Here is a 24,045-nt window from a genome sequence, read left to right as displayed (position 1 = left end):
AAAACAGGTAATTGATACTAGTATAACGCAGGTATTAGCTAGAAGGCAAGTATTTATAATCATTTTTCTGAGTAATCATAAAAGAGACCGAAAAAACCAGTCTCCTTCTAATCTATTTTGATAAAACGATGCGATCAGATGCTTCTCTATCCATATCGTCAATAATCATCTGATTTCCATTGATTGCATAAATCTTGACATCATCCCCAATAATCATGCGTTGATTAGTGGCGTCGAAGCTAACCTGTTTGATTTCTTGATCTCCGTCAGTTTCTACCTGTGTCCATGTACCAGTTGTTCCAGTTACCACTAAAGTGATGCGGTCTCCTTCGTCCTGACCGGTATAAGTTCCATCAATATTGGTTGGTTGAGCCTCAGGCGCATTTTGTGAAGAACTTGTTGCTGGCTGGTTTGTATTTTCTGTAGACGATGAAGCAACAGGTTGTGATTGCTGAGTTTGTTGAGTTTGCGGTTGAGCTGATGGTTGTTGAACCTGTTGAGCTCTTTGTGAACAAGCTACTAAGAGACTAAGACTTGCTAGAGAAGCAAGAGAAAGTGTGAATGTTTTTAATTTCATGATGAATTTCCTTTCTGCTACCAATTTAGAGAATTTTCTTCTAACTGGTAGTTCCCCTAGTATAACAAGTTCAAAAAAGGAGATCAATTTATCTGCTCATGCCCCAGTAGATAGCCCCGTACTTCTGAGATAAAGTAGAGAGAACCTGTAACGAACAGCAAATCCTGCGCGTCAGCTCTTTCTTCAAAACCACTGATAAATTCGCGATAGGAAGGAACTATATCGTAACCTGTTATATCTGTCTCATCCAAAGAACCTTGATAGTCAAATCCGGTCACCTTGAGTTCCACCTGAGGCAATTTTTCAGTCAGATAAGCCAACATCCCTTGATAATCCTTCCTTTTCAAGGCTCCAAATAGGATTTGAGGACGATATCCTTCCTGCTCTTTTTCTTTAGTAAATTCAACCAAGCGAGTCAAGGCAGGGAGGTTATGAGCACCGTCCAAGTAAATTTGAGGACGAATACGCTCCAAACGCCCAGCCCAATGGGTCTTCTCCAAAGCCTGTCTTACAACCTGTTCATCAACAGCTTCCTTTCCTTCTCTCATAAAGAGAAGAAACGTTTGTAGCGCCAAGGCCGCATTTTCCTGCTGATAAGCTCCTTCCAAGCCTATTTTCAACTGTGAAAGGTTAGCCAAAGAGCTTGAAAAATCCCCATTCAGCATTGAAAAATCCTGACCTGCCTGATAAAGGTCAACAGCTAAAGATTCTGCTTTTTTCTGACAAACAAGCCTAGCTTCTGAAGGCAACTTCGCAAGTACTGCCTTTTTACCAGCCTTAAAAATACCAGCTTTCTGCTCTGCAATTGCTGCTATACTGTCACCCAGAGTCTCCTGATGATCAAGTCCGATGGAAGTGATGACAGCAATCTCTCCAGTTACCACATTGGTCGTGTCTAGTAAACCACCAATTCCCACTTCTAGTAAAAGCAAATCCACCGCTTGCTCTCTAAAATAAAGAAAAGCAATCAAGGTCAGCAATTCAAAAAAGGACAACTGATCATGGGTTTGCAGAAGCGTTTTCTCCATCTCCTTGACCTGATTAGCCAAACGGATGAAGTCTGCATCAGCTATAGGTTGTCCATTAATGCAGATTCGATCATTGATAGAGACGATATGAGGGGAAGTAAAGGTCGCAACTTTTTTGCCATGCCCCATAAATAACTCCCTCATAAAAGCAATAGTAGATCCTTTCCCATTAGTCCCGGTTACATGGATAATAGGATAAGACTTCCCGGGATTCCCCAACAAATCCACCGCTTGTTGCATTCGGCCCAAACCTGATCGAAAATTCAAACCAATCCGACTATGGAGCCATTCTTCTACTTCAAACATATACATCTCCTTAATTACAGGTTCAATCAACTGCCTCAATAAAGTCTCATAACTAACAAAAACGAGGCCAGGATTTTCGTCCCGACCTCTCACTTGGTTAGCTAATAACTAGCTACTATGAAGTTAACGTGGGCTAAAAACATCCACTGGATGTGCCTGCGTTTCTAATTTCTAGCGCAGGGCTAAACACGTCCACTGGACGTGTTTACTCCTCCATAAAGCTGTTGAAGACTTCTTCAATCATGTTCCATTCGTCTTCTGAGTCTTCTGGGATTGGTTGCAATTCACCTTCTGTTCCATCTTCGTTTTCGATGAATGAGTAAGCTTGGATTTCAACTTGTCCGTCTTCGTCTTCTTCTGCGTTAACTGGTACTAGAAGAACATAGTTTTTACCAAATTCTTCTTTTCCGTCAATGGTCAAAAGGATTTCAAACAAGGTTTCATTTCCTTGCTCATCTACTAGTGTAATTAATTCACGTTCTTCGTGGTCGTGGTTATGATCGTGTGACATAGCCTCTCCTTTGTATTAAAATTTTCTATCTAAATAATTTTGTAAAATCAGCTGAGCTGCTAACTTATCAATAACTTTCTTGCGCTTATTGCGACTAATATCTGCTTGTTCAATCAACATGCGCTCTGCGGCAACTGTTGTCAAGCGTTCATCTTGATAGTCTACTGGTAAACCAAAAAGCTCTTCTAGCTTTGCTCCGTAGGCTTGACTAGCTTCCACGCGCGGTCCGCTTGTATTGTTCATGTTTTTAGGCAAGCCCACTACAAATCGTTCCACCTTGTAAGTATCAACCAACTCCTTAACGCGGTCAAAACCAAATTGGCCTTGCTCCTCATTGATTTGGATGATTTCAAGTCCTTGAGCTGTAAAACCAAGCGGATCGCTAATGGCCACCCCTACCGTTTTTGAACCGACGTCCAATCCCATAATTCTCATAGGTTATAGATCGACTCCTTGTCCTTTGAGGTAGTAGCGGACCAATTCTTCAACGATTTCATCACGCTCATACTTACGGATTTGATTTCGTGCATTATTATAACGAGGAACGTAGGCAGGGTCTCCACTCAATACGTAACCTACGATTTGGTTAATTGGGTTGTAGCCCTTATCGTTCAAAGAAGCATAGACATCAGTCAAAGTTTCGCTAATTTCTTTTTTATTGGAATCGTCCAATTTAAAACGTACTGTTTCTTCAGTAAATCCCATTCTAACACCCTCTTTCCTTAGAATAGTACCATTATAGCATAATTCCTTACCTTCTACAAATCAGGCAGTCTATTTATTTGGATTTTCTATTGTTCTGTCGCACCATTTGCCAATCTGTCTGAAATATATTTGCTTGGTTCATTTTTCAAGAGATTTTCTAAACCAATGTTCTTCAAATATTCTAACTGAGAAGCCTTCTTGACATCCAAAACTTGAAAATCAAAACTAGTCGTTGTTTGAAGTTCGGTTGCGCTCAATAGTTTGGTTTCAAGCTTAAATCCTGCTAATTTACGAGCTTCTATAATAGCCTCATCCTTCTCCTCTGCCTCGAGAAGAGCTTTTTGAGTTTCTTCCACTCCATGTTGGTCGATATAAGTCTTCAACTCATCAGAAACTGGACGTTTTTGTTGAATCGTTAAGCTCAAAAAAGTCTTGTCCTTGTATGTAATGGTTTGGGTTTGCTGGCTACCATCATCTGACTTGGGCAAGACCAAAGTCTTGGTCACAACTGTATTCTTCTCAGCATTCTCAATAACTGGCAATGCCGACTGAAGCGTATCCTTTTCTGTTTTTGTAGCTGTTCCAGTTTCTTTTTTCTGTCCGCAACCAACTAGGACAAAAAGGAAAGCTAGACTAACAAGAACTATTTTTTTCATTTCTTTCTTCTTTCTTTTTTTTTAAATTAAAATAAGACTGGGAGTTGCTCCCAGCCTTGATGTTTATAGAGCTGCACGCAAACGTGCTTCTGCATTTTCTACATTACGGACAGAGCGTGGTAGGAAGGCACGAATATCATCTTCCTTATAGCCAACTTGCAGGCGTTTTTCATCTACAAGGATTGGGCTCTTTAAAATTCTCGGTGTTTCCATAATCAGATTGAGGACTTCGTTGACACTCAAATCTTCAATATCCACTCCAAGGGCTTTGGCATAGCGATTTTTAGACGAAACGATGCTGGCTATTCCGTTATCTGTTTTGGTTAGAATATCCAGTAATTCTTCTCTCGTAATTCCTTCTTTACCAAGGTTTTGTTCTTTATAACTTAACTGGTGGGCATTGAGCCAGGTTTTTGCTTTTTTACAGCTAGTACAACTTGAGACTGTATAAATTTTAATCATGTACCTACCCCTTTCGCTACATGTTACTATCAGTTTAGTCTATTATACCATAAAAAACATCCGACTTGCGACCTATTTTTAAATTTTTTTAACTTTTTTCGCCATTTTCGTACTTTTTTCTTGACAAATAACTAAATGACTATCAACTCTTTTGGAGCTAGGGTCAACAATTCACAACCTGTTTCTGTAATCAAGATATCATCCTCGATACGAACCCCATATTTGCCTTCGATATAGATACCTGGCTCATCTGTCAATGCCATACCTGCCTGAATAGTTTCTGTAGAAGTCTGGCTAAAGTAGGGTTCCTCATGGATATCCAGTCCAATACCGTGTCCAATACCGTGGGTAAAGTAGTCGCCATAGCCTGCCTCGATGATAATATCGCGAGGAATTTTGTCAAAATCACGGAAACCTAATCCTGCCTTAGCCTGATCAATCAAGGCTTGGTTAGCTTTTAGAACCGTATTGTAAATCTCTGCCTGCTCGTCGCTAACATGCCCTAGATAGATAGTCCGTGTCATATCACTGACATAGTGGTCATAAAGGCAACCGAAGTCCATAGTAATGGCTTCTCCTAGCTCAACTGGTTTATGCATAGGATGGGCATGGGGTTTAGAAGAATTGATACCGCTAGCTAGGATAGTGTCAAAAGACAAGCCAGATGCTCCCAACTCACGCATACGGAAGTCAAGGAAGTTAGCAATCTCAATTTCAGTCTTTCCTGGCTTGATAAAGTCAAGGGCATCGCGGAAAGCTTGGTCTGAAATAGAACAAGCCTTGCGAATTGCTGCAATCTCCGCCTCATCTTTAATCATTCGAAGGCCTTCAACAAACTGAGTTTGTGGAAGCAAGTCTAAACCTGCAAATGCCGTCTGCATACGGTGATAATAAGACACTGAAATCTCATCTTCAAAACCGATACGAGACAAGCCCATGTCCTTGACAATTCCTGCAATGACAGCCAATTCATCACGGTCTGCCACAATCTCAAAGCCACTGGTTTCTTGCTTAGCTGCAATGATATAGCGAGAGTCTGTCACCAAGACCTGACGGTCACGGCTGATAAAGACTGTTCCGTTTGAGCCCCAAAAACCAGTAAGGTAATAGACGTTTTTAAGGTTATTGATGATGATGCCATCTAGTTCTTTTTCTTGCATTTTAGCTAGAAATGCTTGTACACGTTTATTCATGATGTAACTTTCCTTTCAAATACTGTCCTGTGTAGCTGGCTTCATTGGCCGCTACTTCTTCTGGAGTTCCTGTTGCGATGATGGTTCCACCACCGACACCGCCCTCAGGTCCCAAGTCAATAATATGGTCTGCTGTCTTGATAACGTCTAAATTGTGCTCGATAACAAGGACTGTATTGCCATCGTCAACAAAGCGAGCTAAAACCTTGAGCAAGCGAGCGATATCCTCTGTATGGAGTCCTGTCGTCGGTTCATCCAGAATATAGAATGACTTGCCTGTCGAGCGTTTGTGGAGTTCGCTAGCCAGCTTCATACGCTGGGCTTCTCCCCCAGAAAGAGTGGTAGCTGGTTGACCTAGCGTCACATAGCCTAGCCCTACATCCTTGATGGTCTGAAGTTTGCGTTGAATTTTCGGAATGTGTTGGAAAAATTCCACCGCATCATTGACAGTCATGTCCAAGACCTGCGAGATATTCTTTTCCTTGTAATGAACTTCTAGGGTTTCACTATTGTAGCGAGTCCCGTGGCAGACTTCACAAGCCACGTAAACATCTGGCAAGAAGTGCATCTCAATCTTGATAATCCCGTCACCTGAGCAGGCTTCACAACGACCACCCTTGACATTGAAACTGAAACGTCCCTTTTTGTAACCACGAATCTTAGCCTCATTTGTCTGGGCAAAGAGGTCACGTATATCGTCAAAAACTCCCGTATAGGTAGCAGGGTTAGACCTCGGCGTTCGTCCGATAGGGCTCTGATCAATATCAATCAAGCGGTCTACATGCTCAATCCCTGTAATCGTTTTAAACTTACCAGGTTTGTCTGAATTGCGGTTGAGCTTCTGGGCAATAGCTTTTTTGAGAATGCTATTGATTAGGGTCGATTTCCCTGAGCCCGACACCCCTGTCACTGCGATGAATTTTCCTAGTGGGAAGCGAGCTGTGACATTTTGCAGGTTGTTCTCACGCGCTCCCGTCACCTCGATAAAACGACCATTACCAACACGGCGTTCTTCTGGTACTGGAATGGCACGTTTGCCTGACAAGTACTGGCCTGTGATAGACTTACTGTTACGAGCTACCTGTTTGGGCGTACCTGCCGCAACAATCTCCCCACCAAAAACACCCGCACCAGGACCAACGTCAATCAGATAATCAGCCTCACGCATGGTATCTTCGTCATGTTCCACCACGATAAGAGTATTGCCCAAGTCACGCATCTTTTTGAGACTGGCAATCAGACGGTCATTATCCCTCTGGTGAAGACCGATTGACGGCTCGTCTAGAATATAAAGAACACCTGATAGGTTAGAACCAATCTGGGTCGCCAAGCGAATACGCTGACTTTCCCCACCTGAAAGAGTTCCTGCCGAACGTGACAGGGTCAGATAGTTAAGACCCACGTTATTAAGGAAAGTCAAACGGTCCTTGATTTCCTTGAGAATGGGCCGAGCAATGATGGCTTCATTTTCAGAAAGAGTCAACTGACTGACTAATTCCAAGTGGTCTGCGATAGACAGGTCTGAAATTTCTCCGATATGTGGTCCTTGCGCACCACCAACACGGACAGACAAGGCCTGGTCATTGAGACGGTAACCATGACAGGTTCCGCAGGTCAGCTCATTCATGTAAAGGCGCATCTGGGTGCGAGTGTAGTCACTATTAGTTTCATGGTAGCGACGTTTGATATTATTAACAACTCCCTCAAAAGGAATATCGATATCGCGCACGCCACCAAATTCATTCTCATAGTGGAAATGGAATTCCTTACCATCTGAGCCGTAGAGAATCAAGTTCTTATCTTCTTCTGACAAGTCCTCAAAAGGCTTATCCATATCCACTCCAAAGGCTGTCATAGCCTGCTCTAGCATGTTTGGATAGTAGTTGGATGAGATAGGATTCCACGGAGCCAAGGCTCCCTCACGTAAGGTTTTGCTGGCATCTGGCACTACCAAATCAGTATCCACCTCCAGCTTGATGCCCAAGCCATCACACTCACTACAAGAACCAAAAGGAGCATTGAAGGAGAAGAGACGCGGCTCTAACTCTGGAACAGTAAAGCCACAAACTGGACAGGCATAATGCTCAGAGAAGAGCAACTCAGAATCGTCCATGGTGTCGATAATGACATAGCCTTCTGCGATACGAAGGGCAGCCTCAATAGAATCAAAGAGACGACTACGAATGCCCTCCTTGATAACAATACGATCAACCACGACATCAATATTGTGTTGCTTGCTCTTAGATAACTCTGGCACTTCGGTCACATCATAGACTTCCCCATCCACACGGACACGGACATACCCATCTTTCTGAACCTTCTCGATAACACTCTTATGTTGGCCTTTTTTCTTGCGGATGACAGGGGCCAAGATCTGCAAGCGCTGGCGTTCAGGCAATTCTAAAACCTTATCCACGATTTGCTCCACTGAAGAGGCCTTGATAGCTCCATGCCCGTTGATACAGTAAGGCGTCCCCACACGTGCGTAGAGGAGACGCAGATAGTCATTGATTTCAGTCGTTGTTCCCACCGTCGAGCGAGGGTTTTTACTAGTCGTTTTCTGGTCGATAGAAATAGCTGGGCTGAGACCATCAATAGCATCTACATCAGGCTTCTCCATATTCCCCAAGAACTGACGAGCATAGGCTGACAAACTCTCCACATAGCGACGTTGCCCCTCCGCATAGAGGGTATCAAAGGCCAGACTGGATTTCCCTGAACCTGACAAACCGGTCACAACAACCAACTTGTCTCGCGGAATCTCCACATCAATATTTTTTAAATTATGGGCACGCGCCCCATGAATGACAATTTTATCTTGCATTTTTGTTCTTTCTAGTCCATTATTGCTTACCATTATACCAAAAAAAGTGAGATTCTATTACCCAAAAGACTTAATTTGTAGTATAATAGTACGGTGTGAAAAAATCTGAAAAATGAGAAAGGATAAGGGATATGAAACAAGTTTTTCTCTCTACAACAACTGAATTTAAAGAGATCGATACGCTTGAACCGGGTACTTGGATCAATCTCGTCAATCCGACTCAAAACGAATCACTCGAAATCGCTAATGCCTTCGATATTGATATTGCCGACCTTCGAGCACCGCTCGATGCGGAAGAAATGTCTCGTATTACCATTGAAGACGAGTACACCCTGATTATCGTAGACGTTCCGGTCACAGAGGAAAGAAATAACCGCACCTACTACGTCACCATCCCGCTGGGTATTATCATCACTGAGGAAACCATTATCACTACGTGTTTGGAACCATTACCAGTCCTCGATGTCTTTATCAACCGTCGTTTGCGTAATTTCTATACCTTCATGCGCTCGCGTTTTATCTTCCAGATTCTTTATCGCAATGCAGAGCTTTACCTAACAGCCCTTCGTTCGATTGACCGTAAGAGTGAACAAATCGAAAGTCAACTACATCAATCAACTCGTAATGAAGAATTGATTGAACTCATGGAATTAGAAAAAACCATCGTCTATTTCAAGGCCTCCCTCAAAACAAATGAGCGCGTGATTAAGAAATTGACCAGCTCAACCAGCAATATCAAGAAATACCTTGAGGACGAGGACCTGCTTGAAGATACCCTGATTGAAACCCAACAGGCCATCGAGATGGCAGACATTTATGGAAACGTCTTGCATTCTATGACAGAGACCTTCGCCTCTATCATTTCCAACAACCAGAACAACATTATGAAAACCTTGGCACTTGTGACCATCGTCATGTCCATCCCAACCATGGTCTTTTCTGCCTACGGGATGAACTTTAAGGATAATGAAATCCCCCTAAATGGGGAGCCAAATGCCTTCTGGTTAATCGTCTTTATCGCCTTTGCTATGAGTGTCTCGCTCACTCTCTATCTCATCCATAAAAAATGGTTCTAAGAGGAGTTCCTATGTCTCAGATTGATCTACAAAAATTAACTAAGAAAAACCAAGAGTTTATCCACATCGCTACCCAACAATTCATCAAAGATGGGAAAACAGACGCTGAAATCAAGACTATTTTTGAGGAAGTCATTCCCCAAATCCTTGAGGAGCAAGCCAAGGGTACAACTGCTCGTTCCCTCTATGGTGCACCAACTCATTGGGCTCATAGTTTCACTGTCAAGGAGCAATATGAAAAAGAGCATCCAAAAGAAAATGATGATCCAAAACTCATGATTATGGACTCAGCTCTTTTCATCACTAGTCTCTTTGCCCTCGTCAGCGCCCTCACAACTTTCTTTGCTGCAGATCAGGCTTTCGGCTATGGATTTGTCACTCTCCTGCTAGTTGGACTTGTTGGTGGATTTGCCTTCTACTTGATGTACTACTTTGTTTACCAATATTATGGACCAGATATGGACCGCAGTCAACGTCCACCTTTCTGGAAATCTGTACTAGTTATCCTAGCTTCTATGTTCCTTTGGTTGCTTGTCTTCTTTGCAACAAGCTTCCTACCAGCTAGCCTTAACCCAGTACTTGCTCCATTGCCACTTGCTATTATCGGAGCAGCCCTCCTAGCCCTTCGCTTCTATCTCAAGAAACGCTTGAACATCCGTAGCGCAAGTGCAGGACCAACACGCTATTAAGAAGAATGATAAAAGCAACTGCAGGTGCGGTTGCTTTTTCACTTACTTTTTTGATTTTAATACTCAATGAAAATCAAAGAGCAAACTAGGAAACTAGCCGCAGGCTGTACTTGAGTACGGCAAGGCGACGTTGACGTGGTTTGAAGAGATTTTCGAAGAGTATAAAGTATTCTTCTGACATCCCACATATCTTTCTCTTATCTTTTGTGATAGAATAGACTCAATCTATTTCTAGGAGGATAAGATATGATTTCTTCTATTGGTATTGTTAGTTTATCTAGTGGCATTATCGGAGAGGACTTTGTCAAACACGAAGTGGACTTGGGTGTCCAACGTCTCAAAAACCTGGGAATCAATCCTATCTTTTTGCCCCATTCGCTAAATGGATTAGACTTTATCAAGGACCATCCTGAAGCGCGTGCAGAGGATTTGATTCATGCCTTTTCTGATGATAGCATCGACATGATCCTATGCGCCATTGGTGGAGACGATACCTATCGCTTACTACCTTATCTTTTTGAAAATGACCAACTACAAAAGGTTATCAAACAAAAAATTTTTCTTGGCTTCTCGGATACAACCATGAACCATCTCATGTTGCATAAACCAGGAATCAAGACTTTTTATGGCCAATCCTTTCTGGCAGACATTTGTGAGTTGGATAAAGAAATGTTATCCTATAGCCTCCACTACTTTAAAAAACTGATCAAGACTGGGAGAATCTCAGAAATCCGCCCTAGCGACCTTTGGTTCGAGGAACGAACTGACTTTAGCCCTAAGGTCCTAGGAACAGCTCGGGTCAGTCATGCAAATACTGGTTTTGAGTTGTTACAAGGAACCGCCCAGTTCGAGGGGGAAATCCTCGGCGGTTGCCTCGAATCCCTCTACGATATCTTTGACAACTCTCGATATGCAGATAGCACGGAGCTCTGCCAAAAATACAAACTTTTCCCTGACTTGTTAGACTGGGAAGGAAAAATCCTCTTGCTAGAAACAAGCGAAGAAAAGTCTGAGCCGGAATACTTCAAAAAGATGTTGCGGACTTTAAAGGACACTGGTATATTCGAGGTCATCAGTGGACTCTTGGTTGGAAAACCTATGGATGAAACTTTCTATAACGACTATAAAGAGGCACTATTGGATATCATTGACAACAATATCCCGATTGTCTATAATCTAAACGTTGGCCATGCTACACCAAGATCGATTGTTCCTTTTGGAGTCCACGCGTATGTAGACGCAACGGAGCAAGTCATTCGCTTTGACTATAACAAAGAAAGCTGAGATGAATTTCTCAGCTTTTTATCATTATCATTACTGGCATTTTCATCACATACTACTGATAGCTAAACTGATAAAGGAGAGGCTGTTCATTATCATATGGACGACCAAGGGATAGTAGATATTTTCTTTTTCTTTCACATAGATGATAGAAAAGGCAAGGCCACCACCCAAGTAATAAATTGCATTGATCCACTCGGATAAATCCAAACTGTGCATATGGATCAGGGCAAAAGCAAGTCCGACTATAAAGATACTCAACCAGCTTGGCAGACTTTTTCTCAAATTTCTCAATAGTATTTGACGGAATAAGAGTTCTTCCACCAAAGGTCCAATGATGCAGGCGAAAACTGCTATCAGTAGAGGTTGTTCTTGAAAGTTGCTTTGAAGATTCGACTGGTTTAAACCTTGTCCGACTAGCCCCAAAAACTGCTTCAACATCTCTGATACAAATTCAAAGATAGCAGTCATCAGAATGAAAAAGAGCCAGCCTTTTAAAACGCCAAAGAAGAATTTTCTTTTAGTCTTTCTAATCTCATTCCATTGTTGGATCAATCTATCCTTGCACAAGAAAGAAACATATAGAGCTAATACTGCATAGACTAGATATTTTAGATAATTCGCAATGGCAGATGGCATCACAGAAGCCAGCAATTTATCACCATCAAATACAAAGAGAACTGTATAGAGAATCCCAAAAACAAGGACTCTCTTATATTTGTTAGCCATCATTTAAGATCCTTCCACTCACAATCATTCTCGTGATCATCAACCAACCCTGCAGCTTGTAGAAATGACAAAACAGCGACTGGTCCCGTAAATTTGAAACCTCGTTTTTTGAGATTTTTGGCTAATTTCTCAGACAAGGGTGTTTTAGCTGGGGCTTGGCGGTAATCGGGAACATCGTTAACGACAGTTTTCCCCTCAACAAAAGACCAAAGATAGGCATCAAAAGAGCCATATTCTGCCTGTAAACGTAGAAAGGATTGGGCATTAGCGCGTGTAGCAAAAATCTTAGCTCTATTTCGGATGATGGCTGAATTGTCTAATAAGGCTTCCAATTCGGAGTCGGTCATCTCTGCGACCGCTTGAATTTGATAGCCATGAAAGGCTTCTCGGAAAGCTTGGCGTTTGTTAAGCACTGTCTCCCAAGACAGACCTGCCTGATAGGTTTCCATACACAATAACTCAAATAATGCTTTGTCATCATGGAGGGGCTGGCCCCACTCCTCATCATGATAGGCAATGTAGCTCGGATTGGTCATCTTTACCCACGAACAACGTTTTGTCATGCTCTGCTCCTATTTGACCAACATCTTAAGGGCCGACTTGATATAGTTCTCAGCTGTATCTGTCGTTCCTTCAAAGAATTTCTTGATTTTCTTGAGCTCGGTTGCCTTGTAGCCCAGTGCCAGCATGGCCTCCATAGCTTCTTCCAGTTCTTGGTTGTCACTGCTAGATGGAGCTGCAGCCTTAGCAGGGAGGTCGTCTCCAGCCACAACCACTTTCCCTTCTAAGTCTAACACCATCTGTTGGGCTGTTTTCTTACCGATTTTAGGGAACTTGGTCAAGTAGGTGATGTTTTTGGTTTCGATGGCTTGAACCAAGCCAGCATTGTCATCGACAGCGATAATAGCAAGAGCCGATACAGGACCAATCCCAGAGACCGAAATCAAACTGAGAAAGAGCTTTTTCTCATCTTCTGAGCGAAATCCATAAAGCAGATGAGCGTCCTCACGAACAACCTGATGCACATAGATTTGCGCTTCTTGGTTGACTTGTCCTGAATAGGCATAAGGATTAGCTACATGCAGGATATAGCCGATCCCGTTGGCCTCAAGGACAATATATTTAGCAGTAATTTTGGTAATGATACCTTTTAAATATTCGTACATAGTTTTCCTTTTAGTTTAATATTTCCCCAACTCACGGAGACTGGTGTGATTTTCCTGAATACGTCGAAACATCTTTTCCATGTCTGACTTGGTAAAGTGCACCAAAACAGGACGTCCGTGTGGACAGTTGTAGGGGTTGTCACATTGGGAGAGTTGGTATAGTAGCTGTCTAGCCGAGTGGTCATCGATACGGTGGTTAGCCTTGATAGACCGCTTGCAGGACATCATGATAGCTAATTCAGCTCGGTATTTCTTAATAGAAACTTCCTTGGTCAAGAGTAGCATATCACACATCTCATAGATGCCTGATTCGATTTCCTCCTCTGCCATCCAAATCGGATGTTCGCGTAAGATGAATTGATTTTCCCCGTACTCTGCCAGAAAGACGCCCACTTCCTCCAAAAGTGCCATTCTTTCCTTGAGACGAAGGGCATCATCCGCTGGAAATTCAAAAATATAAGGCACTAGGAGTTGCTGCTGGCTCTGATCAACATTGCCAATGCTCTCACGATACTCCTCATACTTAACCCGTTCCTGAGCCGCGTGCTGATCTATGATGTAGAGCCCATCTCGACCTTGGGCAAAGAGATAGGTTCCATGCATCTGACCGAAAAATTCCAACTCTGGAAAGCTTGAAGATTCTTCCCGCTCCAGCTTATCATAAGCCTTATCCAAACTAGCTAGATCTAACTCTGGATGGTCCAGTTGGTCATAGCTAGCAGGCTTTCTCTCTGCAAAATGCAGTTTAGCTGGCTTGGTCATCTGGTCCAAGGTTTCCTTAGCAAACAGATTCAAATCCTGTCCTTTATCAGTTAATTCTACCTGATAATCAGCCACCTCAGCTTGACCAGGTCTTGTCAACTCTGTTTGCTCATAATAGAGAGTATTTTCTTTGAGCGGGAGAATAGTCTGCTCTACCTTTTCACGATTGCGCACAGTCGATTTGGCAAGATTTTCCAAGGCATCTGGTATCAAGGTTTGTTCCTTGAGACTATTAGAAATAGCTTCTGAGACTAAGGTCATCAGTTCTTTTTCCTTAGAAATCCTCACCTCTTGCTTGGTTGGATGCACATTGACATCTGCTAAGTAAGGGTCAATCTGGATATGAATCACAGCCAGTGGAAAACGCCCCACCATAAGCTTGCTACCGTATCCATCTAAAATGGCACGATTGAGCAGGAAGTTTTTGATATAACGGCCATTGATGAAGAGGCTGATATAATTGCGGTTAGCCCGTGTCAATTCCGGCAATGAGACAAAGCCTGAAATTTCAAAGTCTAGGTCAGCATTCTCAATCTCAACCATTTTTTTAGCACTGGCTAAACCATAAATTCCAGCAATGGCTTGACGCAGTTGACCCGTACCAGCTGTTCGTGTCATTTCCTTGCCATCACTAATCAGGCTAAAAGAAATCTCAGGATGGGCTAGCCCCAGACGATTGACAATATCAATGATATGAGACAACTCTGCCTGCTGGCTCTTCATATACTTGAGACGAGCCGGTGTATTGAAAAAGAGATCCTCCACACAAACCTTAGTCCCCACAGGACTGGTCGCTGGAATGATTTCCTCAACTTCTCCCCCACGAGCCACTAGCTTGGTCCCGTGACTGGCACCGTCCACCGCTGTCAACAAAGTCAAAACACTAACAGATGCGATAGAGGGCAGGGCTTCACCACGAAAGCCGAGAGTCCGAATCCGAAAAAGATCCGCTTGATTCTTAATCTTACTGGTCGCATGACGACGGAGAGCCAATTCTACTTCATCGTGGGCAATCCCGTGACCATTATCTGTTATTTGGATTTTCTTAAGACCAGCTTCTTCAATCCCAACGATAATCTGGTTTGAGCCAGCATCGATAGCATTTTCAACTAATTCTTTGACAACGCTAGCAGGACGTTCGATAACTTCTCCTGCTGCAATCTGATTGGCCAAGACTTCTGGCAATTCAATAATATGAGACATCTTTCAGCCCCTTTCCGTATCTATTTTCCTAGAAATTGATTAGTGCTATTATACCATATTTCAGATGAGACAGAAAAGCAAGCGCCACATAGGAGACAAATCCCTCCACATAGACAAAGGCCCTTGCCAGAGGCTATAAAATAGTGTTTAATAAAGGTGTACAAGAAGTGATCACAATTTTGTACGAAAAACAAGGAGAGACGTTTATGAAAGTAGAACTACAGATTAGCGAGACTTACGAGGAAGAAAAGCTGATTGTTCAAGCACCTCAAGAAACCAAAAAAATTCAGAAAGTCATCGAATTTGCAGAAAATCTGGACCAAAGAGAAAAAATCAAAGGGAAAATCGATAATCAGGTCTATCTCGTTGAGATTGGCAAGATTCAGCGCTTCTATATCGAGAATCGCAAGGTCCTAGCAGAAACGGCGAATCAGACCTACAGTATTGATTTGCGACTCTATCAGGTCCTTGAAATTCTGCCAACCAATTTTATCCAAATTTCCCAATCAGAAATCATCAATAGCAACTCCATCTCTCATCTCAAGCTCACCCCCAACGGTCTGGTAGAAATCTTTCTAAAAAATGAAAGCTTCACCTACTCTTCACGCCGTTACCTAAAAACCATCAAGGAGAAATTAGAACTATGAAAAAACAAATCTTTCACGATGCAGCTACCGGTGTTCTTATCGGCCTCATCCTATCTATCATCTTTTCACTCATTTATGCACCAAGTACCTACGAACCGCTAAATCCCTACTCTCTTATCGGCCAAGTGATGGCTCAACATCAGGTTCACGGTGCCCTGGTCTTGCTCTACTGCACACTTATTTGGGCAGCCATCGGTATTCTCTTCAACTTTGGGAAACGATTATTCAACCGTGACTGGAGTTTGCTTCGTGCCACTCTTACTCATTTTTTCCTCATGCTAGTAGGCTTTGTTCCACTAGCAACTTTAGCAGGTTGGTTCCCCTTCCACTGGACCTTCTATCTCCAGCTCATCCTTGAGTTTGCGATTGTCTACCTCATCATTTGGACTATTCTCTATAAAAGAGCATCAAAAAAAGTCGACCATATCAATCAACTCTTGGAGCATAGAAAGTAAGAACCTCATAATAAGCAAATCCGAGAAAGAAACTTCTCGGTTTTTCTTCACCCCTGCTGCGCCTTGCTATCACAGCAGTTGTTTTCAGATATTATCTGTAAATTTTCTATCTTTTTTCAAAATATTCTTGCATTTTCCCAAAGTTTTTTGTAGAATATAGATTACATATCCAGATTATTCTGAAAATTCAAAAAGGAGTATCTATCATGTCGCAAGCTATTTCGTTAAATCAATCAACCTGGGCAAGCAAGCTAAAAGCAATGGGACCTGGAATCCTAATGGCTTCTGCCGCTGTTGGCGGTTCTCACATTGTATCTTCCACTCAAGCTGGTGGTTCTTATGGGTGGTCGCTACTCCTCTTGGTCATCTTAGCCAATGTCTTTAAATATCCATTTTTCCGTTTTGGTGCTGAATACACAGCTGATACTGGAAAGACTTTGGTTGAAGGTTATGCCGAAAAAGGAAAACTCTATCTCTGGATTTTCTTTATCCTTAATGTCTTTTCGGCTCTGGTCAACACAGCTGGTGTCGCCATTCTGTGCTCAGCTATCATCGCCAGCGCCTTCCCAATGATCGGTCTTAGCATCACTCAATGGTCCCTCATTCTCGTTGCAATCATTTGGGCTATGTTGCTCTTTGGAGGCTACAAACTCTTAGACGGCATGGCAAAATGGATTATGTCCGCTTTGACCATTGCAACTGTTCTTGCAGTTATCATCGCGGCGGTCAAACACCCAGAATACAGTTCTAATTTTGTCGAGAAAACACCTTGGCAAATGGCAGCTCTACCCTTCATCGTCTCTCTCCTAGGATGGATGCCTGCTCCTATTGAAATTTCAGCCATCAACTCACTTTGGTCTGCTGAAAAGAAAAAGACCGTCAACTTTAACACCGAGGACGCCCTATTCGACTTTAACGTTGGTTATATTGGAACAGCTATCCTAGCTGTGTTCTTTGTAGCACTGGGAGCACTCATTCAGTATCCTACAGGACAGGCAGTTGAAGCCGCTTCAGCCAAATACATCTCTCAATTCGTGGGCATGTATGCCTCTGTTCTTGGCGAATGGTCCCGTTACTTGATTACCTTTATTGCCTTCCTCTGTATCTTTGGAACAGTTATCACCGTTATCGATGGTTACTCTCGTGTCAATCAGGAATCTCTACGACTGCTAATCCGTCAAAAAGAAGACAATCGTAAATCTTTGAACATCTGGATGACCATCACTGCTATCATCGGTATCATCATTATCAAGTTCTTCGCTGGTCAGGTTTCAACCATGCTCCGCTTTGCTATGATTGGTTCTTTCCTGACAACACCATTCTTCGCTCTTTTGAACTACGCCTTGGTAACGCGTGAAAACAAAAATCTTCCTTCTTGGCTCAAACACCTTGCCATTGCAGGATTGATTTTCCTCTTTGGCTTCGCCATCTTCTTTATCTACGCACTCGCAATCGGAAAAGCAGGATAACTAACAAAGCGCGAGATGAAGATAAGGTTTCATTTCAAGAGAAAATTCAGCAAATATTTCTATGATAAAAAGCATAAGAACAAGGTTTTGAAGACCTGAACTTATGCTTTTTTACGTTCTCAAAGACTGTTTATACTCAAAAAGCAGTTGAAAAACGCCAACCGCCTCTTATATTGGCTTTAATTCTCTCTTTCCAACTCATACAAATCTGCAATAATCGCTGCGACACGTTTGATATCTCCCAGCATGCCTCGCATTTCAAAGTCAGCCAATACAGGAAAACCAAAGCGTTGACTGTATTGCTTGGCTGTCAGACAGTATTGGTTATTAAAGTTACGATTTCCTGAACCAACCACACCAAAACACTTACTAGCATTGTCACCATAGGCGATAAAATCTCCTACTGGTGTTGTCAAAATCTCAACATCTCCGTTATCCACGCCATTCCCGCCTTCGAGATAAGTCGGCAAAAAAGCGACATAAGGATGGTCCATCTCATAAAAGTCTTGGTCTTCCTTAACCAAATCCTTGATATGAATCTTTTGAACCTCTATTCCCTCGTGCTGGGACAAGAGATAGTCTTTCAAGCGCGTCACAAAACTCTCAGTATTGCCACTCAAACTAATATAAACTAAAGAAATTGTCTTCATATTTTCCTCCATGATTTTATTTTTAATCGAAAAAGAACTACCAAGATTGTAACTTGATAGCTCTTTTTTGTCAATACTTAAGCAACTTCTTCTGTTTCCTCTTCTTCAGCCAAGGCTTTTTGTTGACGCCACATCTTATAGAATACAAGGGCTAGGAAAAGAACATTGATGACGATATAGAAAATGCTAACAGCTTGTGAAATAACACTTATCCCTAAACGCATGGTCTCATCGTGAACTAACTGCACAGCGTCTTGTAAAGTCACATAGCTATAAATTGAACCAATAATGGCTAACAAAACATAGCCAACATAAGTATAATTTGCATATTGCAAATTTTTACGAACAAGGAAGACAATCGCTACTACCACTAAAATAGCAGATAGCACAACCAAAGCAACATTAAAAATAGAATGAGATGCTTCTGCCACTTTATAGCTATAATTAATGGTATCTTCTAATTGCTGAGCATTGACACCCCCAGCTTGTGGGTGACTCGTACGAAAGGCTTCTTTGCTAGGCAAGGGACTCAAAATTCCAAACAGAGACGTAGCTGAAATAAGAGCAGATAAGATTAGCAAGACCCATAGATAAATCGGTTTCTTTTTCATGATAGAACCTCCTGATATTATTATTGATATTATAGCACCTTTTGTAAAGGAATACAAATTTTATAGTATAGTTTCTACCTGTTTTCGGTAGGCTTTTGGCGATTTTCCGCACAATTTTCGGAACACTTTATAGAAATATCCCACGTTACTGTAACCAACAGCATAACAAATATCTTCGATACTGTCACTGGTTGAAAGTAAGAGTTGCTGGGCAGCCTTAATACGTTGTTTGTTTAGTAATTCTGCGAAGGTCGAATTGGTTTCTCGCTTAATCAACTGACCTAGATAGACAGGATTGATAAAGAGATCCTTACTAATATCCTTGAGCGAAAGTTCTTTCTGATAATCACGCCCAATAACTTCCAGTACACTGACCACATTTTCATTCATGCGATATTGCCCAAAAAAGCGGGTCAGAGTTTCCTTAATATAAGGAACCAATTCATCAAAGGATTGAATAGCATGAATAGTTTTGACGATATCCGTCATATCATCAGCTTTTAGGTGTTCAAACAAGTGAAAAACATCCATGACAAACTGGATAAAAAGCTGCTTGGTAATCGAAACACGAGGTGTATTTTCAAGAACTACCTTCTCCAATAGGTTCAACTCTTCTACGATTTGATTGAGATCCCCCTGAATGATAACCCTATAAATCGGTTCGTAATAGGCAAAGAGACTCTCAGACTGTTTTAAATTTACAGAACCGTAAAAGAGGGCCTTCTCAGCATTCAGCTTCCAGCGTTCAAAGTATTCTTGATAAGGGGCTTCAAAGGGAGTAACGACTAAACCATCTAGGGGTTGATCAGAAATGAAAATCTGCCAGTCTTGACCCAATACATAGTAGGGAATGGTGAAAGAGCCTTGTTTTTCCTTGGATAGGCCTATCCACCAATTCTCCTTACCTCCTAGATAACTAACAAATCCAGCCTCATCTAAATCTTGACTGAGGGTCTGACTTTTCTTTCCTCTCTCGCCAAGCTGACCTGCAATCTTCTCCAGCAGATTTCCCAACTCTACCTTATCAACAGGCTTGACCAAATAGTCCACCACACTAAGGTTCATTGCTCTTTTTACATAATCAAACTCCTGATAACCTGAGAGCAGGATATAGGCAGCATCTGGTAAGATCTCTTTCATTTCCCGAATCATGTCAAGTCCTGTTTTGTCGGGCATATTGACATCGGAAATGACCACATCGACAGGATTTTCCTGAACATATTCTAGGGCTTCATCGGCATGACTGGCTGTTGCGACGACCTCCATATCCCACTTATCAAAGGGAATCAAACGTTTCAGACCTTCTGTCACCATGTACTCATCATCTACTAATAATACTTTATACATTTTCTCCCTCTCTACTCATCTTGAATTGTAATACGATACTGAACACCTACTTGCTCTGCAGAATCTATAGTAATAGCATAGCGATCCCCAAAATAGAGCACAAAACGCTCATGGACATTGACAATCCCGATAGACTGCTTTTGATCACTGTAGCTGGCTTGGTGTTCAAAATGTCTCTGCCTTAATTTTTCTCGAATACTTGCCAGTTTTTCAACCGATATTCCACGGCCATTATCGACCACCAAAATTTCTACAAAACCATCTCGTTTAAGAGCTTTAATGCTAATCACATTATCTGTCCGTCTGTGGTCAACACCATGAGCGAAATAATTTTCTACCAGCGGTTGCAAGGTAAATTTGGGAATCTTCATCTTCTCTAGTTCTGGGTCTATCTTGAAACCATAGGCAATGGACTTGGGATAGCGAACCATGCAGAGATAGCTATATTTACGGCAAAATTCTAATTCCTGTTTGAGAAGAGTTTCTCTTTCGTCGGAAATATTGTTACGCAAGAGACTACTGAACTCATAAATGATATCTGCCAACTCATCTTGACTTTGCATGACTGCATACATACGCAAGAACTCAAGCGTATTATACATAAAATGAGGATTGATTTGCGCCTGCAAGGCCCGCATATTGGCATCTTTTTGACTAAGCTCTAACTGGTAAATATCATGGATGTTCTTTTCCAATCGATCCAACATATCATTGGTCGTCTCCGCGATTAGGAGCAATTCCTGATCCTTTTCAAGCGTATCAATGCGAAGACCTTCTTCCCCTTGAGCAATAGCTTGGATGGAATCCACCAAATCCACTACCTGCTTTTGGTAATTAGCAAAGGTCTGCCTCAAAGTCAGATAAAGAATAACAATAAAAAGAAGGCTCAAGCCCACAATCAAAGAAGAGCTAGTCACTGTTCCTTGTAAAACAAAGTTTTTGGGAACTGCCACCTGAACCTGATAGCCATGAGAGGTCACACCAACAAACCAGTTCTCATGCTCCCTATTGACCCTCTCACCAATATGAAAAATCTCCGTATCAAAAGGCGATGTCACAGTCACAGCCATCGGGATATGACCTCGGGTATTGTCCACAGCATGGTATAAGATTTCTGGATCCAAGGAGATATAAACAACACCTATCGATTGATCCGTCGCTGGATCTAAAATAGGCACTCCAAAACTATTGGCCTCTGGTTTAAAGTCTTCCGCAAGTATCGTATGACCACCTCTCTCATTTCTGCTCGAAACATAAACTTCTTTAAAGTCCTGCAAGACGATTGCAACACCCGTTATATAGTCATTCTGAACATACAGATCATCGATATTTTCATACAGAGAAATAGAAGTTGACGAAGCTACTTGATGCTCCAACAGCCAATAAAAATACTCAGAAGTTGACAGGCTAAAGTACTTATAAACACCTTGTATACGATCTTGATTGGCTACTAAATCTTGCGCTAGCTGGGCTGACTCGCGATAATAATATTCCACCTCTTCGACTGTTCGAGTAGTTACACGCTGGGCTACTCTTTGAGCTTCCTTTTCCCGTGAATCCCAGTCAGCGTAAGAAAGTAAGATTGCAAAACTCGCAATAATAATGATCATAACTGAACTGTAGGTTCGCAGAAGCGTATGTAGCCAAAACTGCTTCATTCTATTTTGTCGCCAATTTTTCATGGATGCTTTCATAGACCGGTTCCAACATATCACTGATAAAGAAATGCCACATCCCAATTCCTACAAAGAAGAGAAGAGCAGGCATATAATAACCAATTGCCACAAGTAGCACAGTCCCAAGGAGAACCTTGGCTACAGCTGCTAGGCTCATAAAGATACCAATCAAGGATAGTTTGATACTGTTTCGATAAGACAAGTCAAAATAAACTTGTAGTTTCAAAGATACTGTATAGGCCAAAAAGATCAGGGCAACTACTAGGACATTCAAAAAGGTCGCAATCAAATGAACAATAGTCTGATGAGGCAATTGCACCAAGAGATACAAGCCATAGACCAAAACTAAATCCACTCCTAAAAAGCTATAGAAAATCAGGTTGCTTGAGACGAAATTTTGCTTATATAGAGACCAAGCCTCCTTCAAACTGTATTCCCGAAAGCTATAACCATGTTCTGCATATAAACTCATCAAGGTGGCACTAGCTGGCGCTAGACCAAGGATAATCCCTCCTGCTAAAGTTAATAGCCAAAAGAAGGCTGTCGCAATCATCCCTAAAAAGAAACGATTAAAGACAAAGTCTAAAAATCTCCCCATGATATCCTCCTAAAAATAACTCTGAAACTATTATAGCATATTTCAAGCGTTTTCAAACACATAGACTATCCATTTACAATCCCACCAAACCGTGGTACAATGAGAATTATGAGAAAATTATCAGGAGACAATTCATGAAAAAATCTATCTTAACTACACTGCTTTTTGCAGTTCTTTACTTCCTCTGCATGGGGATTGGTGTCCTTTTGGGCAATCTCCTTGACCAAACTGGAAATATGTTTTATGCGCCTGCCTTTACTGCCCTTGTCGGCGGTAGCGTCTATATGATCCTAGTCGCAAAAGTTCCGCGCTTTGGAGCCATTACCACTATCGGCCTTGTCATGGCTCTCTTTTTCTTGGGAACTAAACACGGTGCCGGTGCCTTCCTTCCTGGAATTATCTGTGGCCTCCTAGCAGATGGAGTAGCTCATTTAGGAAAATACAAGGACCAAACTAAGAACTTCCTTTCTTTCGTTATTTTTGCCTTTAGCTCAACTGGTCCAATCTTACTTATGTGGATTGCGCCCAAAACCTATATGGCTACTCTCCTAGCAAGAGGAAAATCCCAAGAATATATCGATCGTATCATGGTTGCACCAAATCCTGGAACTATCCTTCTTTTTATCGCAAGTATTGTCATCGGAGCCCTAGTTGGTGCCTTGATTGGACAAGTCTTAAGTAAAAAATTTGCGCAGAAAATCTGATAAATAAAAAGAGCCACACGGCTCTTTTTATTTATGGCTCAATTTCTTGGTCAAGAAATCTCCCAAGAATTGGATTGTAAAGATAATCAAAATGATAATGATGGTTGCCAAGATGGTCACATCGTGATTGTAGCGGTTAAATCCATAAGCGATGGCCACGTTACCGATACCACCAGCTCCAACCGCACCGGCCATAGCTGTTTCCCCAACAAGGGAAATCAAGGTCACAGTCGTCACACGAATCAAATCTGGAAGACCTTCTGATAGGTAGACACCCACGATATCCCAGAATGTCGCTCCGCTCGCTTGAGCCGCCTCAATGACACCGCCATCCAGTTCAGCCAAGACAACCTGCACCTGACGGGCAAAGAAGGCAAATACTGCAAAAGATAACGGTACGATAGCCGCGTTTGGTCCGATACTTGTCCCTACGATTAGGTGTGAAAAGGGTGACAAAACTGCCAAGAGAATGATAAAAGGAACCGCACGGAAGATAGAGGTAATCTTGTCTAAAATCCAGAAAACAACCTTATTCTCTAAAACACCACCTGGCGCTGTCAAGACAAGGAAAAGACCTGCAACAAGCCCCAAGAATCCTCCGATAATGAAGGAAAGAACTGTCATATAAAGGGTTAGATAGATGGCTGTTCCCCAGCCTGCCTGACCAGCCCAGCCCATTTTATAGACATTTGGTAAATAGGTTTGAATCAATGATTCCAT

At 42.1% G+C, this 24,045-nt stretch carries 26 protein-coding genes; 7 read left to right on the top strand and 19 right to left on the bottom strand.

Annotated features, from left to right (window positions below; genetic code table 11):
* Positions 1 to 112: 112 nt before the first annotated feature.
* The 9 genes from M1F37_RS07215 to uvrA all read right to left on the bottom strand — a co-directional run bounded on the left by M1F37_RS07215 (position 113) and on the right by uvrA (position 8,262).
* Positions 113 to 577 (bottom strand): SP_0198 family lipoprotein, encoded by a 465-nt coding sequence (locus M1F37_RS07215; protein ID WP_247935298.1) that lies wholly within the window; start codon positions 575 to 577, stop codon positions 113 to 115.
* 83 nt (positions 578 to 660) lie between these two features.
* Positions 661 to 1,911 (bottom strand): folylpolyglutamate synthase/dihydrofolate synthase family protein, encoded by a 1,251-nt coding sequence (locus M1F37_RS07210; protein ID WP_247935297.1) that lies wholly within the window; start codon positions 1,909 to 1,911, stop codon positions 661 to 663.
* A gap of 205 nt (positions 1,912 to 2,116) precedes the next feature.
* On the bottom strand, positions 2,117 to 2,422 hold the full coding sequence (locus M1F37_RS07205; RefSeq protein WP_000017620.1) for a DUF1292 domain-containing protein: 306 nt from the start codon (positions 2,420 to 2,422) through the stop codon (positions 2,117 to 2,119).
* Between the two features lie 15 nt (positions 2,423 to 2,437).
* Complete coding sequence (gene ruvX / locus M1F37_RS07200) at positions 2,438 to 2,857, bottom strand: Holliday junction resolvase RuvX (RefSeq protein WP_004239076.1); 420 nt, start codon at positions 2,855 to 2,857, stop codon at positions 2,438 to 2,440.
* Positions 2,858 to 2,860: 3 nt separating this feature from the next.
* Positions 2,861 to 3,127 carry an IreB family regulatory phosphoprotein gene (locus tag M1F37_RS07195; RefSeq protein ID WP_000507059.1) on the bottom strand — a complete coding sequence of 89 codons (267 nt, stop codon included), beginning with the start codon at positions 3,125 to 3,127 and terminating at the stop codon, positions 2,861 to 2,863.
* 86 nt (positions 3,128 to 3,213) lie between these two features.
* Complete coding sequence (locus M1F37_RS07190; protein WP_000725153.1) at positions 3,214 to 3,783, bottom strand: SP0191 family lipoprotein; 570 nt, start codon at positions 3,781 to 3,783, stop codon at positions 3,214 to 3,216.
* A 63-nt stretch (positions 3,784 to 3,846) separates the two neighbouring features.
* Positions 3,847 to 4,245 carry a transcriptional regulator Spx gene (gene spx / locus M1F37_RS07185; RefSeq protein ID WP_000591165.1) on the bottom strand — a complete coding sequence of 133 codons (399 nt, stop codon included), beginning with the start codon at positions 4,243 to 4,245 and terminating at the stop codon, positions 3,847 to 3,849.
* A 131-nt stretch (positions 4,246 to 4,376) separates the two neighbouring features.
* Positions 4,377 to 5,438: a M24 family metallopeptidase gene (locus M1F37_RS07180; protein WP_247935296.1), complete on the bottom strand. Its 1,062-nt coding sequence runs from the start codon at positions 5,436 to 5,438 to the stop codon at positions 4,377 to 4,379.
* Positions 5,431 to 8,262: an excinuclease ABC subunit UvrA gene (uvrA, locus tag M1F37_RS07175; protein WP_001152871.1), complete on the bottom strand. Its 2,832-nt coding sequence runs from the start codon at positions 8,260 to 8,262 to the stop codon at positions 5,431 to 5,433. Before uvrA ends, M1F37_RS07180 begins: the two co-directional genes overlap by 8 nt.
* A gap of 131 nt (positions 8,263 to 8,393) precedes the next feature.
* On the opposite strand from uvrA, the gene M1F37_RS07170 reads away from it, so the two are divergent.
* The 3 genes from M1F37_RS07170 (at position 8,394) to M1F37_RS07160 (ending at position 11,311) form a co-directional block, all read left to right on the top strand.
* Complete coding sequence (locus tag M1F37_RS07170) at positions 8,394 to 9,338, top strand: magnesium transporter CorA family protein (protein WP_000815623.1); 945 nt, start codon at positions 8,394 to 8,396, stop codon at positions 9,336 to 9,338.
* A gap of 11 nt (positions 9,339 to 9,349) precedes the next feature.
* Positions 9,350 to 10,027, top strand: a complete 678-nt coding sequence (locus M1F37_RS07165) for a DUF1129 domain-containing protein (protein ID WP_247935295.1) — start codon at positions 9,350 to 9,352, stop codon at positions 10,025 to 10,027.
* 246 nt (positions 10,028 to 10,273) lie between these two features.
* Positions 10,274 to 11,311 carry a S66 family peptidase gene (locus M1F37_RS07160; protein WP_247935294.1) on the top strand — a complete coding sequence of 346 codons (1,038 nt, stop codon included), beginning with the start codon at positions 10,274 to 10,276 and terminating at the stop codon, positions 11,309 to 11,311.
* A 45-nt stretch (positions 11,312 to 11,356) separates the two neighbouring features.
* Here M1F37_RS07160 and M1F37_RS07155 read toward each other — a convergent pair whose 3' ends face one another.
* From M1F37_RS07155 to mutL, 4 genes are read right to left on the bottom strand one after another with little or no spacing between them, the layout of a single operon-like run.
* Entirely contained in the window at positions 11,357 to 12,040 is a 684-nt protein-coding gene (locus M1F37_RS07155) for a CPBP family intramembrane glutamic endopeptidase (RefSeq protein WP_247935293.1), read from the bottom strand.
* Positions 12,037 to 12,600, bottom strand: coding sequence for a DNA-3-methyladenine glycosylase I (locus tag M1F37_RS07150; RefSeq protein WP_247935292.1), 564 nt, complete (start codon positions 12,598 to 12,600; stop codon positions 12,037 to 12,039). Before M1F37_RS07150 ends, M1F37_RS07155 begins: the two co-directional genes overlap by 4 nt.
* Before the next feature lie 9 nt (positions 12,601 to 12,609).
* Positions 12,610 to 13,203, bottom strand: coding sequence for a Holliday junction branch migration protein RuvA (ruvA, locus tag M1F37_RS07145; protein ID WP_247935291.1), 594 nt, complete (start codon positions 13,201 to 13,203; stop codon positions 12,610 to 12,612).
* A gap of 15 nt (positions 13,204 to 13,218) precedes the next feature.
* Positions 13,219 to 15,168, bottom strand: a complete 1,950-nt coding sequence (mutL, locus tag M1F37_RS07140; RefSeq protein ID WP_247935290.1) for a DNA mismatch repair endonuclease MutL — start codon at positions 15,166 to 15,168, stop codon at positions 13,219 to 13,221.
* A gap of 206 nt (positions 15,169 to 15,374) precedes the next feature.
* On the opposite strand from mutL, the gene M1F37_RS07135 reads away from it, so the two are divergent.
* From M1F37_RS07135 to M1F37_RS07125, 3 genes are all read left to right on the top strand, one after another.
* Positions 15,375 to 15,815 (top strand): LytTR family DNA-binding domain-containing protein, encoded by a 441-nt coding sequence (locus M1F37_RS07135; protein ID WP_247935289.1) that lies wholly within the window; start codon positions 15,375 to 15,377, stop codon positions 15,813 to 15,815.
* Complete coding sequence (locus M1F37_RS07130; protein WP_247935288.1) at positions 15,812 to 16,270, top strand: DUF3021 domain-containing protein; 459 nt, start codon at positions 15,812 to 15,814, stop codon at positions 16,268 to 16,270. Before M1F37_RS07135 ends, M1F37_RS07130 begins: the two co-directional genes overlap by 4 nt.
* A 206-nt stretch (positions 16,271 to 16,476) precedes the next feature.
* Entirely contained in the window at positions 16,477 to 17,739 is a 1,263-nt protein-coding gene (locus M1F37_RS07125; RefSeq protein ID WP_247935287.1) for an NRAMP family divalent metal transporter, read from the top strand.
* A gap of 179 nt (positions 17,740 to 17,918) precedes the next feature.
* Here the strand turns inward: M1F37_RS07125 and nrdI are convergent, their stop codons facing one another.
* The 5 genes from nrdI to M1F37_RS07100 form a co-directional block, all read right to left on the bottom strand.
* Positions 17,919 to 18,389, bottom strand: a complete 471-nt coding sequence (nrdI, locus tag M1F37_RS07120; RefSeq protein WP_247935286.1) for a class Ib ribonucleoside-diphosphate reductase assembly flavoprotein NrdI — start codon at positions 18,387 to 18,389, stop codon at positions 17,919 to 17,921.
* 77 nt (positions 18,390 to 18,466) lie between these two features.
* A complete protein-coding gene (locus tag M1F37_RS07115; protein WP_247935285.1) occupies positions 18,467 to 19,000 on the bottom strand; it encodes an ABC transporter permease in 534 nt (177 codons plus the stop codon).
* A 60-nt stretch (positions 19,001 to 19,060) separates the two neighbouring features.
* Entirely contained in the window at positions 19,061 to 20,347 is a 1,287-nt protein-coding gene (locus tag M1F37_RS07110; protein ID WP_247935284.1) for a response regulator transcription factor, read from the bottom strand.
* Positions 20,348 to 20,358: 11 nt separating this feature from the next.
* Positions 20,359 to 22,029, bottom strand: coding sequence for a sensor histidine kinase (locus tag M1F37_RS07105; protein ID WP_348771862.1), 1,671 nt, complete (start codon positions 22,027 to 22,029; stop codon positions 20,359 to 20,361).
* Entirely contained in the window at positions 22,007 to 22,621 is a 615-nt protein-coding gene (locus tag M1F37_RS07100; RefSeq protein ID WP_247935282.1) for a YesL family protein, read from the bottom strand. Before M1F37_RS07100 ends, M1F37_RS07105 begins: the two co-directional genes overlap by 23 nt.
* Positions 22,622 to 22,755: 134 nt before the next feature.
* Here M1F37_RS07100 and M1F37_RS07095 point away from each other — a divergent pair, with 134 nt between their 5' ends.
* Entirely contained in the window at positions 22,756 to 23,325 is a 570-nt protein-coding gene (locus tag M1F37_RS07095; RefSeq protein ID WP_247935281.1) for an MptD family putative ECF transporter S component, read from the top strand.
* A gap of 27 nt (positions 23,326 to 23,352) precedes the next feature.
* Here M1F37_RS07095 and M1F37_RS07090 read toward each other — a convergent pair whose 3' ends face one another.
* Complete coding sequence (locus tag M1F37_RS07090) at positions 23,353 to 24,045, bottom strand: methionine ABC transporter permease (RefSeq protein ID WP_000444649.1); 693 nt, start codon at positions 24,043 to 24,045, stop codon at positions 23,353 to 23,355.

It is taken from the genome of Streptococcus mitis (genome assembly GCF_023109105.1).
Classification (GTDB): domain Bacteria; phylum Bacillota; class Bacilli; order Lactobacillales; family Streptococcaceae; genus Streptococcus; species Streptococcus mitis_BW.
This window is presented reverse-complemented; position numbering and strand designations above follow the sequence as displayed.